Below are 16,202 nucleotides of genomic sequence, written 5' to 3'. Positions count from 1 at the left end.
CTTGGTATGGAACTGATCGGCCGCCTTGATCACCGCATAGGCAGGGCTGGTGATCAGGTCATGGGCCTTGAGCAACCGGTAAACCGTGGCTTCCGACACGAAGTAGTGTTTCTCGTCGGTGAAGCGGACGGCCAGTTCGCGCGGGCTAAGGTCGGTCGCCTCCAATGCCATCTCGACGATCTGGTTCTGGATATCCTCGCCGATGCGATTCCACACACGGCTTGGCGCTGAGGGTTTATCCGCCAGCGCTTCCGGCCCGCCTTCAAGGTAGCGATCATACCAGCGGTAGAACGTCCGGCGGGCAATGCCGAGTTGGTCCAGCGTGCGCTTGGCCGGCAGGTGCGACTGCTCGACGATCCTGAAGATCTCGAGCTTCTCGGATGCGGGATACCTCATTCTTCGTCGCCCCCATCCGCAAACATGCTTTTTTTGAGCAACCGATTTTCCAGCGTCAAATCGGCCACGCATTCCTTCAGAGCGCTGGCTTCGCGGCGCAGCTCCTGTACCTCGCCGGTGGTGGCGGCGCGAGCAAGACACACATCGCCCTCAGTCTCGGCCTGGCTGCGTGTCAGAAGGGCCTGTCCGTCGGATTCACGACCGCCGCGGCCCTGGTCAATGAGATGATGGAGGCCCGCGACGAACGGCGTCTGCTCCGTTTCCAGAAGCAGATGGCGGCCTGCAAGTTGCTCATCATCGACGAGCTCGGCTTCGTGCCGCTGTCAAAGACCGGGGCGGAATTGCTGTTCGAGCTGATCTCGCAACGCTACGAACGCGGAGCGACCCTGATCACCAGCAATCTCCCCTTTGACGAATGGACGGAAACCCTGGGATCTGAACGTCTGACCGGCGCGTTGCTCGATCGCGTCACTCATCACGTCAATATTCTCGAGATGAACGGCGACAGCTACCGCCTCGCCCAAAGCCGCGCCCGAAAGGCGGGCTGACCCCCACCTGAAAAATCGCCACGCACGCATGAGACCACCGCTCGGGCTACGCCCTCCCGGCGGTCTCATGCGTGCGCCGCAAGTGGCCGACTTTTACTCCGCCCAGTGGCCTGATTTTGCTCCGCCGTTGACAGCCAAACCGCGTGGGCAATGATCTGGGGTGGATAGCGATGACGCTTGTAACTAACTGGCGAGGTGTTCATGCACCCGCATCTATTGTAGCGGCTCTTCACAAGGCGTTACCGTGACATCTCCTGATAAACAGAGTGGGACACGAATTCGTTGATACGTCCAATTCAGCGGTTTGCGAATTTCGCTGCCTGATCTCGGAATTGTAAGAAACCTCTACTCGTCGACAGGTGTTTTGCGATAGAGCTCAAAATTGATCGTCAGATAAGTTTGCCGTATATTACGGAAACTGGGAATTTGAGAACAGTATTGACAATGGCTGTGCTTATCGTCTTTTGGCAAAAAACTCTGCAAAAACGAAAATTATTTTGTGATCTCTGGTTAGCATTTTTGTTGATTGGATCGCAATCCATCGCGCGTGCACAATGCGTCGACCCGGTGCTATCAGGACCGCCAGTCTGGCCCCCTTACATCAATGCAGAAACAGACGAAGGTATCCGAAGTGGTGTCGCCGTCGATCTGATTTCAAAAATTTTGACAAATGAAAACATTTCATTCGAAGTGGATAAGGCAAAACCGTGGAACAGAGTGCTGAAGCAATTTGAAAACGGCGACATTGACATCCTGTTTACGCTGCTTGACACCGCTGAGCGGCGTTCGTTTGCGCTCTATACGGAGTACTGGGTGCATGATGTCTATGCAATCATCACCAAAAAGTCCGCTGCTTTTTCATACTCCAGTATTGACGATCTGAAAGGCAGGCCTGGGGTGATGTATCACGGTGTTCGCCTGCCGCCGCCACTCAGGCAAATCCCGATTGACAATCAACACTTTACAACTGTGAATGAAGCACATCTGCTCCACAGGATGCTGAGACATGGAAGGGTGGACTATGTGCTCGCTTCGGTGGCATCGTTTTTCGACCTGATACCCGAGGGTTTTGATCCCGAAGAATTCCATGTTCTGCAATCATCCGCAGTTCGTGTGCCGGTTTACATGGCCATTTCGAAAAAATCGAATTGCGTTGATTTGCTCGAAACAATCAACGGCAAAATCCGTGTCCTGCGTGACGAAGTTGCCCAAAGTCTCTATGCTGGGAAATTCGTCAACTGACACGCAGCCAGACGCTGCGATTGCATAGAATCGCCAGCCGATTCATTTATTTGGAACCCGGGTGCCTTGACGCAACTTCGGAATGAGTCACGAAGGCAAAGTTCGATTCAAACCCCTCATTGGACGCCCGGACCGGACTTGCGCACAATTGAAGCATGAAGCCTGTCGATATACCTGTTCTCCTGACGCGGATTGAGCCGAGCCGGAACATGGCGCGGTTCTATGCACTGTCGGTGGAACCGACCTTGTTCGCCGGTCTTGTGGTCCACCGCATATGGGGCCGGCTATGGGCACGAGGCCGGTCCCACCTCGTTTTTTCAACGATTTTCTGGCGGCCCAGGCGCACAAGCAGGAACTTGCAGCCCGCAAACTCAAGCACGGTTATTCTTTGACTTAGATTTCCCTCTGCCGCCCCTTCCTGGCGACGAATGTTGCTGCGTTTGCTGCCGGTCTGCAGCCCTGGACGCGCATGACGGTTTGAAGACCGGGATCGGCCGACGATCCTGCCCCCGGCGCGACGGCACTGGCAAATTTCAATCCCCGAGAATTCAGAGAATTCCCCAGGCCCGGTAGCGGCTGCGGCCGGTCAGTTCTCTGGGAAGAGCGGAGCCGAGTTGCTCGATCATGCGGTCGACCGCGGCAGCGGTGACGCCGAGGTCCTGGCGGGCCATGGGAATGGTGACGAGGGGATAATTCAGGAACATCTTTGTGAACGCCGGCAATTTCGAGTGGCGCCGGCTGGTACGGCAGCAGCGGGTCAGGCGGTCTTGCGCCAGTTGCAGGCGATCCAACTGATCCATGCTTTCCACGGCAGCGCGTTCGAAACCGGCGAGCAGGCCTGCCAGGCGAACCGCCGGCGCTTCCGAACGACGCCATCGGAACGGGGATTTCCTGAGGCCCACGCAGAGCATCGGCAGGTGGTTCGGCGTGACCTCTGACTTCAGGAATTTTTCCGTCAGGAACCGCCCGAGTTCCGGCCAGTTGTCGACAGGTCTGAGGACTTGCCAGGAATCCAGCAGGATCGCGGCGGTCAGAAGCGGGGGAATGTTCTGGGACTTTGTGTCCTCCACCAGCTGAAGCCACCCATCCAAACGGCTTGCCGTATCTTGATCCCTTAGTGGTTCGGGGAGTGTCTGCGCGCCCTGTGTCGCCGCAAGGGGGACCGGAAGCACCCTGCCCTGTGCCAGCTGTTCGGATTTTTTCAGAACCAGATCGATTTCGGCGAACAGTTTTTCCGCATCGCTATCGGAGACGGAGGTGTCTTGCGCCGGGCCGGCAAGGCCCCCTCCCCTTTCGGAACAGTCTTCGTCCTTGCCCTCGCCGATGCCGGGCTCGTCCGGTTGATGACCGATGAGTGCCAGGACGCCCGGCCGGGTCAGCACGGTGTCAGTTCCCTGGCGGTCGATCCGGCGGCGAAGTCCGAGAAGCCGCGCGGCACGGGTAAGCTCGTGGGTAGGAGCTCTTCTGTCAGCCCCGGAATCGTGCAGCACCAGGTCTTCCAGGTGAACGAGTTCACCGTCGAGGGCCATGGCGGCGCAGGTGTCGATGAATTGGGCGCGGGCCTGAAGCCCGGCGGACAGGTCCGGTGTCTGTTTCAGACGCTCGTCCGCCCGGGCCATTGCGCGGCTCGCGGTATCGAGCTGCGACGCCAGGCGCGGCCATGGCAGATTTTTCAGTGTTTTCTGAACGTCATAAGTGATTGGCATGAAACGATAGTAGTTCATTAACCATAACAAACAAGGCAAAAACTATCATTACATGGATATGTCCGGCAGAGGTTCCATAGCTTTCGATAATTATTGCTTATCGATGATTATGCATTTTAAACAATTTGTGCTAGTTTGACCGTCAATTCACCCAGCCAGGACGCGTGACAGCGCATGCCAAAAGCCCCCTTCCCTGCTTCCGGACACTCGCCGGAACGCGACGCGGCATTGAGCCTGAAAATGGAAAAGCTGGACACGCTCGCTGCCATCCTGCCCGCCATGGCCGGACAGCAGCGATCAGCACAGCTGGCGCATCTGTTGACCGAGGACGATGTCGACACCCTCCGCCATCTGGCAAAGGCTGGCATGGGCGAAAACTCCTTGCGCGCGCTGACCTCCGATTTCACTTATCTCGAAGCCTGGTGTCTGGCCGCGACCGGAGGCCCCCTCCCCTGGCCGGCGCCGGTTCCGCTGATCCTGAAGTTCATCGCCCATCACCTGTGGGATCCCGGCAAAAGGGATTCGGATCCTTCTCACGGCATGCCGAGGGACGTCGCCGCTGCGCTGGAAACACAAAACCTGCTTCGGGTCCCCAAAAATTCGGCGGGTTTCCGGCCCCCGCATGCGCCGGCGACTGTACAGCGGCGGCTGGCGTCCTGGTCAACGCTGCATCGCTGGCGCGCTCTGCAAGGACATTTCTCGGAGCCGGACGTGCGTTCGGCCCTGCGTCTCGCGGTGCGCGTCGCCGACCGGCCGAGAGCCAGAAAAAGCCGCAAGGCCGTCACGGCCGACATTCTGGAACTTTTGCTCGGCACCTGCGAAGGGTCAGAGGTGTCCGCGCCATCGCTCATGGATTTGCGGGACAAGGCGCTGCTGCTGGTCGGGTTTGCGTCCGGCGGCCGCCGCCGCTCGGAGCTGGCGGGCCTCCGGCTGAGCCAGGTCGAGTGGTTGGATCCCCTGCCCGCGGACCCGAATGATCCGGACAGCAAGTTGTTGCCGGCGGCCAGCCTCCGGCTGGGCCGCACCAAGACCGAAGGTTCTTCAGACGACAATTCGGTGCTGCTGCTCGGCCGCCCTGTCGACGCCCTGACGACCTGGCTGGAGGCGGCACGGATCACCGATGGCGCCGTGTTCAGGGCCATCGATCAGTGGGGTAACCTCAAGCAACGCGCCCTCACCCCGCAATCGGTCAATGCTGTTGTGAAAAACCGCTGCGCCCGCGCAGGGCTCGATCCGGCCGACTTCAGTGCACACGGGCTGCGGTCCGGTTTCCTGACGGAAGCCGCCAACCGGGAAATTCCGATCCAGGACGCCATGCAGCAGTCCCGGCACCGCTCTCTCGCTCAGGCCTCTTCCTACTACAACGATGCCGGCCGTGCCCGCAGACGATCGGCCAGAATGCTGGGGTGAGAAAAGGCAGATAGAAGTTCCGGGTTTGCCTGCGCTTGCCAGTTGCCGCTTTGCGCCCGATGTCGAAGATCGAAAGAGCGCTTTCGCACTGGTTAATTGTCTCGCAATTGTAGCGCATCGTCGCGGCCTTTTTACAATCACCGCGCGGTAGCAGGGCAAGTGTCGATTGCGGTCAGTTCAACTTGACGGCAACGGTCTTGTTGTACTCCGTCAGTCCCCTTGTCAGCACCTCCCTGATGTCGGCGGCCATTGGATGGCTGGCGTTGATCGCGACATATTCGAATTCGGGGGGGAAACATCCCGAATTCTGCACGCTGTCCGGGGCAATGTTGTTTTGCTTCAGATGGTAAGCCAGCACCGTTTGTTCAGCCGTAAAGGACTGAATGCGTCCGAGTTCGAGCATCTGCAATTGTCTTTTCAGAATGTCGCCGCCTGACAAATGTGTGACCAACGGATTGTCCTGGACGAAATCAGAAAACTCCTGCGTATGTATGATGTCATTTTCTATGGCGATTGTGCGCCCATTCAGGGAGTTGATGCCGTGCCAGCGCCACGGGTCGCTCACCTTTGAGAAGAAGCACATGCGCGTGAAATACAGCCAGCTTTCGGGGTAGACGGCGTCATCCAGACCATCTTTCAGCATTCCGGGAAGCAGATCGAGCTTGCCGCTTTGCAGCTCCCTGGTTGCGCGGGCGAAGGGAACGTGTTTGAACTTCAATTGATAGCGTGTTCCGGCAAAAGCAGCCTTGAGACCTTCCACAAATGGGCCGGTCTCATCAAGACAGATGAATGGGCAGCCATCAAAAAGAGCAGCACTTAGCTCTATTTGCGGTGTTTCCGCCTTGGAGGGGCGCAATGTAGTCACAAGCCCGCACGCAAACAAAATGCAAACGATTGCGTAAAGCATCGTTTTTCCGCCTGCATTTATTAGCCTGGCCCTGAGCAACATATTTTCCTCCTTTCTTTCTTTCTTTTATATTGGTTGCTAGGCAAAACCCGCCTGATGAAAAAGGTTTACTATGTTTTTAACTTCGGGCGTTCATGGCTGAAAGGATGGGCTGAGGAACGTCTATCGGCTTGAGTACGAATCTTTTCGGATAATGGATTAAGGTACGGACCCTAGTTTGACACAGCGACGTGCCGCTTGGTGCTTGGGTGCAATGCGTATGTATTGGCCTGATAGAGGCCGATCCGGAACGGGGAGCGTTGTAGAAATGCGTATTCAAGCACGCTATTGAGATATCCAGAATGCCCTCCTGACAAAAATTCCGGGCCGGACCTTCGGTACCCAGCGGCAAACGCCGCCGATCGGCCTATGATCAAAGGTTTGGGACCGTTCCTTGCGGGTATCAGCACTATTACTCGGTGCGCCCAGTCGATGCCAGAGCCCGCATGCCATGCAGCAATCCCGTACCGCTCCCTCGCCCAGGCCACTTCCTACTACACTGACTCCGGCCGCAGACGCTCACGCTCGGCCAGAATTTTGCAGTGAGCCTATTGGCGCGGTTTCAGCCGATCGTCGGAACCAATTTTCCGTCCCCTGCCCTGTCGGGCCACGAACGCCAGATAAATCTGTCCGACACAGAGAGGCAACAGGCTTGCGGCGCCGGCAAGGATCACACCGTTCAAACCGGGCCAGAGCAATCCAAGTCTTTCGGCAAGATCGGGTTGTTCCATTGCCAGCGCGATCAGGCCAAGACACAACAGTAGCGCTCCCCAGACATACCCGTTGCGCGTAACGTCGTTGCGGAGAATGCCCGACGAAGCCTGCCTGACGTTGAAGACGTTCCAGAGCTGGGCCATTGCCAGGGTCAGGAAGGCCACTGTCACCGCTTGATCCGACTTCAGGTCCAGGTGGAAAAGCGCAAGCGCAAAGGCGGTAAGCGTTGCCAGCGTTATGGCGCTACCGAGAAGCGCGATCATCCCCCATCGCGCGCCGTCGATAATGGGTTCGCGCGGATCGCGTGGCGGCTGCCGCATGATCCCGGGATCGCCCCGGCCAAGCCCGAGGGCGAAGGCCGGGAAGACGTCGGTCACCAGGTTCAGGAACAGGATCTGCAGCGGTAGAAGCGGTACGGGCAGGCCGATGCCGACCGCGATGCCGACAATGAGAACCTCGCTCACGTTGCACGACATCAGGTAGACCACGAACTTGCGGATGTTGTCGAATATGGTCCGGCCCTGCCGCATGGCAGCGACGATGGTCGCGAAATCGTCATCCTTCAGAATGATGTCGGACGCCTCGCGCGCGACCTGCGTACCCCGCAGTCCCATGGCGATGCCTATGTCGGCCTTGCGTAGCGCCGGGGCGTCGTTGACGCCGTCCCCGGTCATGGCAACCACGTTGCCGCTGTCCTGGAAAAGCGACACCAGCTTGAGCTTCGTGTCCGGCGCCACCCGCGCAAAGATATCCGTCTCCAGAAACAGCGCGCGCCTGTCCGGATCAAGGGTTTGGGGATCGAAGTCGCCAAGGTCGCGGCCGGACAGAACAGTCAGTTCTCCGGTTCCCAGGCCCGCGTCTCCGGCGATTTTTGCCGCCGTGTCAGCGTGATCTCCGGTCATCATGACCACACGCACACCTGCCTTGCGGCTGTCGCTGATCGCGGCCGGAACATCTTCCCGGAGAGGGTCGAGAAAGCAGACGAGCGCGACCAGGGTCAGTCCTTCGTAGGGATCGTCATTCCCTGAGGCCGCAACCTTTTGCGCAAGGGCGAGAAGGCGCTGGCCTGATCTTGCCGCGCGTTCGTTGCGTGCGAGCCATTCCGCCCGGTCTGCCTCCGTCATGTCCCTCGGTCCGTCTTTGCCGAGGACCTTGTTCGAGACGTCAAGAATGGCTTCCGGTGCGCCTTTAACCGCATAGCGGTAGCGTCCGTTATGGGAATGGACCGTTGCCATCATCTTGCGGAGGGGGTCGAAGGCGTGCTGGCGGACGGGCTGAAGTTCCGACAGGAGTTTCGGCTTGCTGATACCCGCCTTTGCCGCCACGGACAAAAGCGCGATCTCCATGGGGTCGCCCATTCGCGCGCTGCCGGCACTGTCTTCTATCTCTGCCGAATTGCACAGAACGCCGGTGTTCAGGGCCTGTACCAGGTTTTCCGAAGCACCCGGGTCGAGCTCATGACCGTTTGTGCAGAAAAGCTGGTCTTCCCCTTTCCTGTGGACCTCGACATCCTCCTCAGCCAGCAGATACCCAACGACCGTCATGCGGTTTTCCGTGAGCGTGCCGGTCTTGTCGGTCAGGATCAGCGTTGTCGCTCCCAATGTTTCAACCGCCGAGAGCCGGGTGACGAGCGCGTTGCGCGCCGCCATCCGCCACATGCCGCGCGCCAGGCACAGTGTTGCCACGACCGGCAGGCCCTCGGGGATGGCCGCTACCGCCAGCGCCACACCGGTCTTGAGCATGTCGGGGATCGAATGTCCCCACAAAATGCCCGTCACGCTGGTCAGGGCGGCGAGCGCCAGGGTCAGCCAGACCAGCTTCTGCCCCAGCTTGTCGAGCCGTTTTTCCAGAGGCGAGGCTTCCGAGTCGGCCTCCTGCGCGAGTGTGCTGATATTTCCGAGTTCCGTCGCCATTCCGGTGGCAACGACAATGCCCGTACCCAGGCCCTGCGTGACCGCTGTGCCGCTGAAGGCCATGTTGGTGCGGTCAGCCAGTTGGGTGCCGGTGCTCAGTTTTTCGGTCTGCTTCGTTACGGTTGTGGACTCTCCGGTGAGGAGAGATTCGTCGCAGCACAGGTTGGATGCGGACACCAGGCGCAGGTCCGCCGTGACGATGTCTCCCGCTTCCAGAAGGACGATGTCTCCGGGCACGAGTTTGCGGGCATCTATCTCGTGGGCCCGGCCATCGCGGCGCACGTGCGAATGTACCTCGGTGATGCGGAAGAGAGCTTCCATCGAGCGCGCCGCCCGTAATTCCGTGACGAACCCGATGGCACCGTTCAAGAGCAGCACGATGGCAATCGCAATGGCGTCCGCCACATCGCCGAGTGCGAGGGAGAGGGCGGCTGCCGCCCCCAGCAGCCAGACGATGATGCTGGTGAATTGATGCGCCAGGATTGCGAACGCGCTTTGGGGCTTGTGCTGACGGAGCCGGTTCACCCCATGCTGCCGGAGCCGCCGGGCGGCATCGTCGGTCGACAGCCCCATGGACGGATCGGTTGCGAAGCTCCTTGCGACATCGCCGGGGTCAAGCGTGAATGGGGGCTCTGAGCATCCGATTTGTTCCATGCTTCCCGTCTTGTCCCGCCGGTGTTTGAACCTGAACTGATTCTGAGTATGGGGTGCCTGTGACGTCAGGGGGAGGGCGGTTCCTGCTCTTCCAGCAACCTTGTCAGCATTTGCCTTATGTGATCCTGAGCCCCGAAGAAGATTGCGGCAATGATGATCGTCTTTTTGTGCTCGTCGGGTAGAAACCACACGGCTGCCCGTTCCAGCCGCACGAAACGCAGTCCGGGCAAGATATCCGGCCGGAGGGTTCCGATGAACGGTTTTCCGGTAAGGCCGTCGATACAGCCACGGATGGACCGGACCCGGTCGGCGGCAGCTTCGAGCGCCGCCTCGGGATCCTCGCCCAGGTCGACGTAGGTTTCGAAGAGATGATCGAAAATCAGCTCGAAATCGCGTTCGGCTTCAACCGAATAGTCAAGCGTCCACACTGAGGTCGCGCCGCTTGCGTTCTATCAGGGCTTCCAGCCGGCCTTCCATCTCCGTTGCGGAAACGGTCGGGCCGTTCAGGCGCTTGCGGATCAGTTCGCGAAGTGCCTGTGCCTCAAGCGCTTCCAGCTCGGTTTTCTGGCGCAACAGCTCCAGCCCCTGCTGAAGCACCGAGCTGAGGCTCGAGTATTGACCGGATTCGACAAGGGACCGTGCAAAGGCGTTCTGTTGTTCGGTCAGCGAAATGGAAGACTTGATGCTCACGAGGGCTCTCCTTGTCCTTAAAGGTGCTACCCAGTCGCATCTCTGTCAAGATGCGCCGAGCCGGCAGGATGTTTGTGAAATGGAGAGGGGCGGCCCGCCGGTTCGAAAAAGGCGGAGATGTGAGGCAATCGAGCCCGAACATAGCAATTGCTATATTCATTTGGGGTTGGCCGGCGGGCTTGTCCGTTAACGGCCTTGCTGCGGGAAACGAGCACCTGGATTGACCGGACTTCGGGCCGGAATATAGCAATTGCTATCAGGGACGCAGGCGTTCATTCGAAGCCGTGAACCCTGCGGGGAAGGGGGCGTCGGGGTCAATCGGTTCTGATGAGGAGATGCCTGCCAGGTTTCCTTCTCACGAATTCGTCTTCGATCCATCTTAGAATGCGTCTTTGGCCGCCAAAGGGGACCATCTCCATGGCGTCCTCAAAGCTCACCCACCGGTATTCGCTGTGCTCGTGATTGAGTGACACAGTGCCGGATGGAGAAACGAAGGCAACGAACACTGGAGACAGGACGATTTCGTCACGCTCCGCCACGTAGAACTGCTCGCAGATGTCGGCGGAATAGAGTGACAGCGGCGCAAGTCCCGTCTCTTCTTTCAATTCCCGCAGCGCAGCCTGCCAGGCTGTTTCACCGTCCTCGATGCTTCCCGCGACCTGACACCATTCACCGGCAAGGGATTGGGTTCTCTTTAAAAGCAGAACCTCGTATCCGGAACCGGTTTTCCGGATGGCGACGAGGGAACTCAGGAAGGCGCGTACGGGAATTTCGGGCAAAGACTTGTCTCAATTCAAAAAAGGAATGACGAAGCCTATCCAAAGGGGAAGGAAACTCCAAGGCCGGATTTTCCGGAGAACGCCGGAAACTGAGCGGTGAGATTGCGTGGTCAGGCCAGCAGCTCAAAAGCACAATGAAATCAGATGGATAACTGTCAATTTTCGCCTGGCAAGCTGCGGTTTCGCATAATATCGGCGTATGCAGCAGGAATTGCTTTTCTGCCGGAGGCCCCCGGCCTCGTCTAATTTGGGCGTTGCGTTTCCGGGGGCACTTTTGAGCGATGGGGCAGGGGCGCGACAATCTCCTCATTAGGAAAGGCAGACGTTGCGGACGGGCGTGCCGCTCCTCTGGGTTTTCGAAAAACCGGGCGCCGCGCCCACTGGGGCGTTCGACGGCGGCAGCAGCGGTTTGCCGCGCACCATGTCGGCAGCTCTCTCGGCCAGCATGATCGTCGGTGCGTTCAGGTCGGCATTGGGCTCGCTCGGGAAGACAGAACTGTCGATGACGCGCAGGCCGCTGATGCCGTGCACTTTCAACTTGCTGTCGACTGTTGCCATCTCGTCCTCGCCCATCCGGCAGGAGCCGCAGGGATGGTAGGTGCTTTCCATGGTCTCGCGGACCCAGGCGCCGATCTCTCCGCAGCCCGAACTGGCCTTGGGCTGTGGTTACGCGTATCATGGCATGAAGGATTACCCATCTTGGTGGCCCTCGACCTGACAGGATCGGGCTTGAGACAGAATTCAAACCGAGTTTTCGCCACCGAACGATCTGGCCCCTCGAAAAGCAGGATCTGAACAATGAAAAAGCTGATCGCTTCTGTTGCCATAGCTGGATTACTGTCCGCTACGGCTTTAACTTCCAGGCCAGCACAAGCAGGCAGCGGCGGTGCCGCGATTGCCGGCGGGGTGGTTGGATTTGCGGCAGGTGCGTTTGTCGGAAGCCGGCTTGCCAAAAACAGGGGTCAGCGCGGTACGGCCGCCCAACGCGGTGGCGGATACAACTACTCGGGTTCGGGCCTTGCACTGCAAAGAGATCTTGCAACACTCGGGTTTGATCCCGGTCCGCTCGACGGACGGCCCGGCAGTCAAACCAACGCCGCGCTCGTTGCCTATCAGCAGACCTATGGCGAAACTCCGGATGCGACGCTTGATCCCAGCGAGCGGCGCCGCCTCAGTGCGCGGGCGATGATGGCAAGCATGCCGATCACCTACGGCGATCGGGATTATTGGCGTCACATTCAGGCGTCGCTTTATCTCAATGGTCTCGATGCAGGCTCTTTTGACGGCAGGCCCGGACGGACGACAAAAAGCGCCATTCAGCAGTATCAGTTTCGTAACAACTACGCGCCGACCGGCGAGTTGACACCGGACCAGGCTCAGGCCCTGTTGCAGTCAGCCCACAATTCGCTTGCTGCCGCCCCGCAACAGAATTGGGCGGCGCAGCCGGGTCAGCTTCAACCCGGACAAGTTCAACCTGGCCTGGGTCAGCAAGGTCCCACCGTCGTCACGCTGCCGTCCGGCACCGCCGATACGGAGTATGAAGAACCCGCCGCAGGCGCGGCCCAATCGACAGACCTGCCCACCGGTCAGGCCGCAAGTGTCAGTTCCGGGCAACCAGGCGCCGCAGCGGCAGAAGCCGAACCTGAAATTCACGTTGATGCGAACGGCAAACCCTACATCATCATGCAAGGCGTGAAGTTCTACATTCAGGCGGCTCCGGCAACCGGGGCGCCGGACGCGGGCGAAACTCCGGCGACCAGCGCGAATAAATTACAGGCCGCCAAAACCGCTGAATAACAGGACCTGACAGCCGAGTTTTCGAGAGGGCCAACAGACGATCCTCGCCGGCTGTCAACGTTAGGACACAGGATGACAGGCAAATATGGAACCGGGCAGATCCCACGTGGGGTCTGCCCGGTGAAAAAGTGCGTCCGGGCTGCAATGCCCGGAAAGCGTTGCCGAGGTTAGCGGTTACGCCAGGCCTGCGTCCGGGTGAGGATGCCTTTGGAGGCAATCAGGTGCAGGATCCTCGCCGCCGCATTGGTGTAGAAGATCATCATCCCCATCGCCGCCGCCGGCGCGATGTCGCCGGCATCATCCATGTTCAGGACGGCGATCGACGCCAGGGTGGTCTTCGGCGAATAGAGGAACACCACCGCCGACACCGTCGTCATGGCGTTGACGAAGAGGTAGATGGAGATATCCAGAACGGCGGGCAGGCAGACCGGTACGGTCACCCTTGCGAACAGCTTCATGGTCGGTTGTTTCAGGGATGCCGAAACGCTCTCGAACTCGCGGTCCATCTGCTTCAGGGCGGTCACGGCGGTCAGATGCGATACGGTGTAGAAGTGGGTCACCGTACAGATCACCAGGATCGCCATGGTCCCGTAGATCACGTGCAACGGGTTGGACGTGTTGTTGAAGAAAAAGATGTAGGCGAGGCCCAGAACCATGCCGGGAATGGCCATGGGCAGCATGGCGAACATCTGGAACAGGGACCGTCCGGTTCTGAAGCCGCTCGTTTTCTCAACGAGATAGGCGCCGAAGAAGACGACGGCCGTGCCGATGATCGCGGTCAGAAGCGCCAGCTGGATCGAGTTGAAATAGGACTCCCAGCCGCCACCGTCCATCTTGTCGAACTGGTAGTTGTTCAGGCTCATGCTCAGGTCATAGGGCCAGAATTTCACCAGGGCGGCGAACTGGCAGATCGCCAGCAGGCCAACGATGAACAGGGCCACAAGCGAGGCGTAGGCCAGAAAGATGCGGTCCATCTTCGGGTTGGGGGAGGGGGAGTAGGGCACGGAGCGGGCCGACAGCAGGGCGACCTGCTTGGACTGCACGAGCCGGTCGATGGCAAAGGCGAAGATGGCTGGAACGACGAGGACCACCGACACGACGGCGCCCATTTCGAAGTTCTGCTGGCCGATCACCTGCTTGTAGATGTCGACAGCCAGAACGTTGAACTGTCCGCCGATGACCTTCGGCAGGCCGAAGTCCGTGATCACGAGGTTGAAGACGACAAAGGCGGCCGAGATAAGGCCGTAGCGGGCGCCCGGAATGGTGACGGTCCAGAAGGTCCGCCAGGGCGTCGAGCGCAGAGAAGTTGCGGCTTCGTAAAGTCGTGAATCGGAGATCGCCAGGGCCGTCGAGATGATGATGAAGGCATGCGGGAAGGTGAAGAACACCGAGCCGATGACAATGCCTATGGGGCCGTAGATCGAGGCCCCGAACAGCAGCTCCTTGATCAGGCCCTGGTTGCCGAAGAGATAGACCAGCGCGATGCCGGGCAGGAGCGAGGGCACCAGAATCGGCATCATCGCGATCAGGCGGAAGACACCCTTGAACCGCATGCAGCTGCGGTTGAGCGCATAGGCGAACCAGAAGGCCAGTGTCACGGTGACCACGGTGGAAATCACCGAAATGATGAGAGAATTCTCGATCGACTTGAAGAGGGTAGGGGTCGAGAAATAATTGACGAAGTTGTCGAAGCCCCGAGCTTTCTCAGGACGCAGCTGGACACGGCGGAAGGTGTTGCTGTCCAGTTCCAGCCAGTCCGTGGTGTCGTGCAACGTCGAGCCGACAAGGAACCGGCCGCCCTCGACCGCATTCCTGACCTTGTACATGACCGGGCTGCGGAAGCTGAAATCGGGGAAGAGCTTGGTCACGCCCAGCCGGCTGTCCGAGCTTCCGCTCAGGTCCGGTTCGGTATAGGCCTGCGCCTTGGCGTTGAGCTGGTCGCCGGTCAGGATGGTGCCGTCGAAGGCGCCGGCCTCGTTGCTGACCTGGAACTCGTAGTGGGACAGCTCGAATTTGTAGGTCGAGAAGGATTTCGACAACATCACCCACAGCGGGAAAACCAGGCTGACAACCAGGTAGAGCGCGATCACGATCATGCCGCCGCGCATGATGATGTCGTCGCGGCTGAGTTTCGGTTTGATAACCGGTCCTTCCGGCATCGTGGTCGGGGCGGTATCGAGTACGCTCATGCCTTGGCCTCCGGACGCGCAAAGGCCATCAGCCTGTCGGTCGGCAGTTCGATCACCATGTTCTTGCCTTCGCCCAGGTCAAGGCGGCGGACGGCGTTGATGGAAAAGTCGGCAAACAGTTCGGTGTCGCCGAAGCGTTCGTTCTGCAAACGGCACCGCCAGAAGGAACCTAGAAATTCCATCTGGTGCAGCAGCACTTCGATGCAGTTGTCGTTGTTGTTGCTGGACACATATCCGAATTCGTGAGGGATCACGTCTTCCGGACGAACGGCAGCGATCACCGGTTCCCCGTCCTTGAAGCCATGCTCGTGACAGGCAAACGACTTCTCGCCGACGCTCAGCCGTCCTCCCTCGGTGACAATGGAAGGGATCTGGTTCATTTCGCCGATGAAGTCGGCGACAAAGAGGTTCGCGGGCTCGCGGTAGATTTCGGTCGGCGCGCCAACCTGCTCGATCACACCATGGTTCATGATGACGATCCGGTCCGCCATCGAGAGCGCTTCTTCCTGATCGTGGGTCACCATGACCGTGGTCACCCCCAGCTTGCGCTGCAGTTCCTTGATCTCGTGGCGCAAGTGCACGCGCACCTTGGCATCGAGCGCGGAGAGCGGTTCGTCAAGCAACAGCAGGCCCGGTTTGGTGGCAATCGCACGCGCCAGGGCGATGCGCTGTTGCTGGCCGCCGGAAAGCTGCGCGGGGTATTTCTTGCCCTGTTCCGGCAGTCCGACCAGCTCGAGCAGTTCCGCGACCCGGGCGGTGATTTCCGGTTTGCTGCGCCCGGTGTTCTCAAGTCCGAACGCAATATTCTTTTCAATGGTCAGGTTCGGGAACAGGGCATAGGACTGAAACACGATGCCGAAATCGCGTTCGGAAGGCGGCAGGTTCGAAATGTCCTTGCCCGCCTGCATCACGGTGCCCCGCGTCTGCAGGTCCAATCCGGCAATCGCGCGCAGCAAGGTGGTCTTGCCGCAGCCGGAGGGGCCAAGAAAGCAGATGAACTCGCCTTCGTTGATATCCAGCGAAATATCCTTTAGCGCCAGAAACCCGCCGAAGGCTTTCCAGAGGTTCTCGATACTCAGATAGAACTGTCCAGGGGCGTCGGTATGGGTCACGGCAGGTGTCCTCACGTCAAAATGCTTCATGGCGTTACGGGATCCGGCAGTTTGTAAGTTGAAGGAAAAAAGAAAGGCGGAGGCACGTACGCCCCCGCCCTCCGCA

Annotated in this window: 13 protein-coding genes and 3 pseudogenes; 5 read left to right on the top strand and 11 right to left on the bottom strand. The window is 59.3% G+C overall.

Annotated elements, in window-relative coordinates:
• Nucleotides 1–530: pseudogene (locus ACQY7U_RS10285) on the bottom strand (helix-turn-helix domain-containing protein); the annotation flags it as partial.
• On the opposite strand from ACQY7U_RS10285, the pseudogene ACQY7U_RS10280 reads away from it, so the two are divergent.
• A pseudogene (locus ACQY7U_RS10280) lies at nucleotides 513–944 on the top strand (ATP-binding protein); the annotation flags it as partial. The pseudogenes ACQY7U_RS10285 and ACQY7U_RS10280 sit on opposite strands and share 18 nt — an antisense overlap.
• Nucleotides 945–1,075: 131 nt before the next feature.
• Here ACQY7U_RS10280 and ACQY7U_RS10275 read toward each other — a convergent pair.
• Nucleotides 1,076–1,147 (bottom strand): annotated as a pseudogene (locus ACQY7U_RS10275) (IS6 family transposase); the annotation flags it as partial.
• Nucleotides 1,148–1,388: 241 nt separating this feature from the next.
• Between ACQY7U_RS10275 and ACQY7U_RS10270 the strand changes: the two are divergent.
• Both ACQY7U_RS10270 and ACQY7U_RS10265 read left to right on the top strand, forming a co-directional pair.
• The gene (locus tag ACQY7U_RS10270; RefSeq protein WP_428644119.1) at nucleotides 1,389–2,186 is read left to right on the top strand and encodes a transporter substrate-binding domain-containing protein; all 798 of its coding nucleotides are present in this window, start codon (nucleotides 1,389–1,391) and stop codon (nucleotides 2,184–2,186) included.
• A 155-nt stretch (nucleotides 2,187–2,341) separates the two neighbouring features.
• Nucleotides 2,342–2,578, top strand: coding sequence for a WGR domain-containing protein (locus ACQY7U_RS10265; RefSeq protein ID WP_428644116.1), 237 nt, complete (start codon nucleotides 2,342–2,344; stop codon nucleotides 2,576–2,578).
• Nucleotides 2,579–2,734: 156 nt separating this feature from the next.
• Here the strand turns inward: ACQY7U_RS10265 and ACQY7U_RS10260 are convergent, their stop codons facing one another.
• Entirely contained in the window at nucleotides 2,735–3,910 is a 1,176-nt protein-coding gene (locus tag ACQY7U_RS10260; RefSeq protein ID WP_428644114.1) for an RHE_PE00001 family protein, read from the bottom strand.
• A 156-nt stretch (nucleotides 3,911–4,066) separates the two neighbouring features.
• Here ACQY7U_RS10260 and ACQY7U_RS10255 point away from each other — a divergent pair, with 156 nt between their 5' ends.
• Nucleotides 4,067–5,302, top strand: a complete 1,236-nt coding sequence (locus ACQY7U_RS10255) for a site-specific integrase (RefSeq protein WP_428644112.1) — start codon at nucleotides 4,067–4,069, stop codon at nucleotides 5,300–5,302.
• Nucleotides 5,303–5,474: 172 nt separating this feature from the next.
• Here ACQY7U_RS10255 and ACQY7U_RS10250 read toward each other — a convergent pair whose 3' ends face one another.
• The 6 genes from ACQY7U_RS10250 to ACQY7U_RS10225 all read right to left on the bottom strand — a co-directional run bounded on the left by ACQY7U_RS10250 (nucleotide 5,475) and on the right by ACQY7U_RS10225 (nucleotide 11,631).
• Nucleotides 5,475–6,209 (bottom strand): substrate-binding periplasmic protein, encoded by a 735-nt coding sequence (locus ACQY7U_RS10250; protein ID WP_428644110.1) that lies wholly within the window; start codon nucleotides 6,207–6,209, stop codon nucleotides 5,475–5,477.
• A gap of 587 nt (nucleotides 6,210–6,796) precedes the next feature.
• Entirely contained in the window at nucleotides 6,797–9,529 is a 2,733-nt protein-coding gene (locus ACQY7U_RS10245; protein ID WP_428644109.1) for a cation-translocating P-type ATPase, read from the bottom strand.
• Between the two features lie 65 nt (nucleotides 9,530–9,594).
• Complete coding sequence (locus ACQY7U_RS10240; protein WP_428644107.1) at nucleotides 9,595–9,957, bottom strand: type II toxin-antitoxin system RelE/ParE family toxin; 363 nt, start codon at nucleotides 9,955–9,957, stop codon at nucleotides 9,595–9,597.
• On the bottom strand, nucleotides 9,944–10,219 hold the full coding sequence (locus ACQY7U_RS10235) for a ribbon-helix-helix domain-containing protein (RefSeq protein WP_428644105.1): 276 nt from the start codon (nucleotides 10,217–10,219) through the stop codon (nucleotides 9,944–9,946). The genes ACQY7U_RS10240 and ACQY7U_RS10235 overlap by 14 nt, the downstream gene beginning before the upstream one ends.
• Nucleotides 10,220–10,533: 314 nt before the next feature.
• Entirely contained in the window at nucleotides 10,534–10,998 is a 465-nt protein-coding gene (locus tag ACQY7U_RS10230) for an NUDIX hydrolase (RefSeq protein ID WP_428644103.1), read from the bottom strand.
• 309 nt (nucleotides 10,999–11,307) lie between these two features.
• On the bottom strand, nucleotides 11,308–11,631 hold the full coding sequence (locus ACQY7U_RS10225) for a GMC oxidoreductase (protein WP_428644121.1): 324 nt from the start codon (nucleotides 11,629–11,631) through the stop codon (nucleotides 11,308–11,310).
• Between the two features lie 165 nt (nucleotides 11,632–11,796).
• On the opposite strand from ACQY7U_RS10225, the gene ACQY7U_RS10220 reads away from it, so the two are divergent.
• Entirely contained in the window at nucleotides 11,797–12,795 is a 999-nt protein-coding gene (locus ACQY7U_RS10220; RefSeq protein WP_428644101.1) for a peptidoglycan-binding domain-containing protein, read from the top strand.
• A 167-nt stretch (nucleotides 12,796–12,962) separates the two neighbouring features.
• Here the strand turns inward: ACQY7U_RS10220 and ACQY7U_RS10215 are convergent, their stop codons facing one another.
• Both ACQY7U_RS10215 and ACQY7U_RS10210 read right to left on the bottom strand, forming a co-directional pair.
• Entirely contained in the window at nucleotides 12,963–14,984 is a 2,022-nt protein-coding gene (locus ACQY7U_RS10215) for a putative 2-aminoethylphosphonate ABC transporter permease subunit (protein WP_428644098.1), read from the bottom strand.
• Complete coding sequence (locus ACQY7U_RS10210; protein WP_428644096.1) at nucleotides 14,981–16,126, bottom strand: putative 2-aminoethylphosphonate ABC transporter ATP-binding protein; 1,146 nt, start codon at nucleotides 16,124–16,126, stop codon at nucleotides 14,981–14,983. Before ACQY7U_RS10210 ends, ACQY7U_RS10215 begins: the two co-directional genes overlap by 4 nt.
• Nucleotides 16,127–16,202: the final 76 nt, after the last annotated feature.

It is taken from the genome of Roseibium sp., from assembly GCF_050301095.1.
Classification (GTDB): Bacteria; Pseudomonadota; Alphaproteobacteria; order Rhizobiales; family Stappiaceae; genus Roseibium.
The sequence above is the reverse complement of the archived record's forward strand: the minus strand, read 5'-3'. Positions and strand labels throughout refer to the sequence as shown.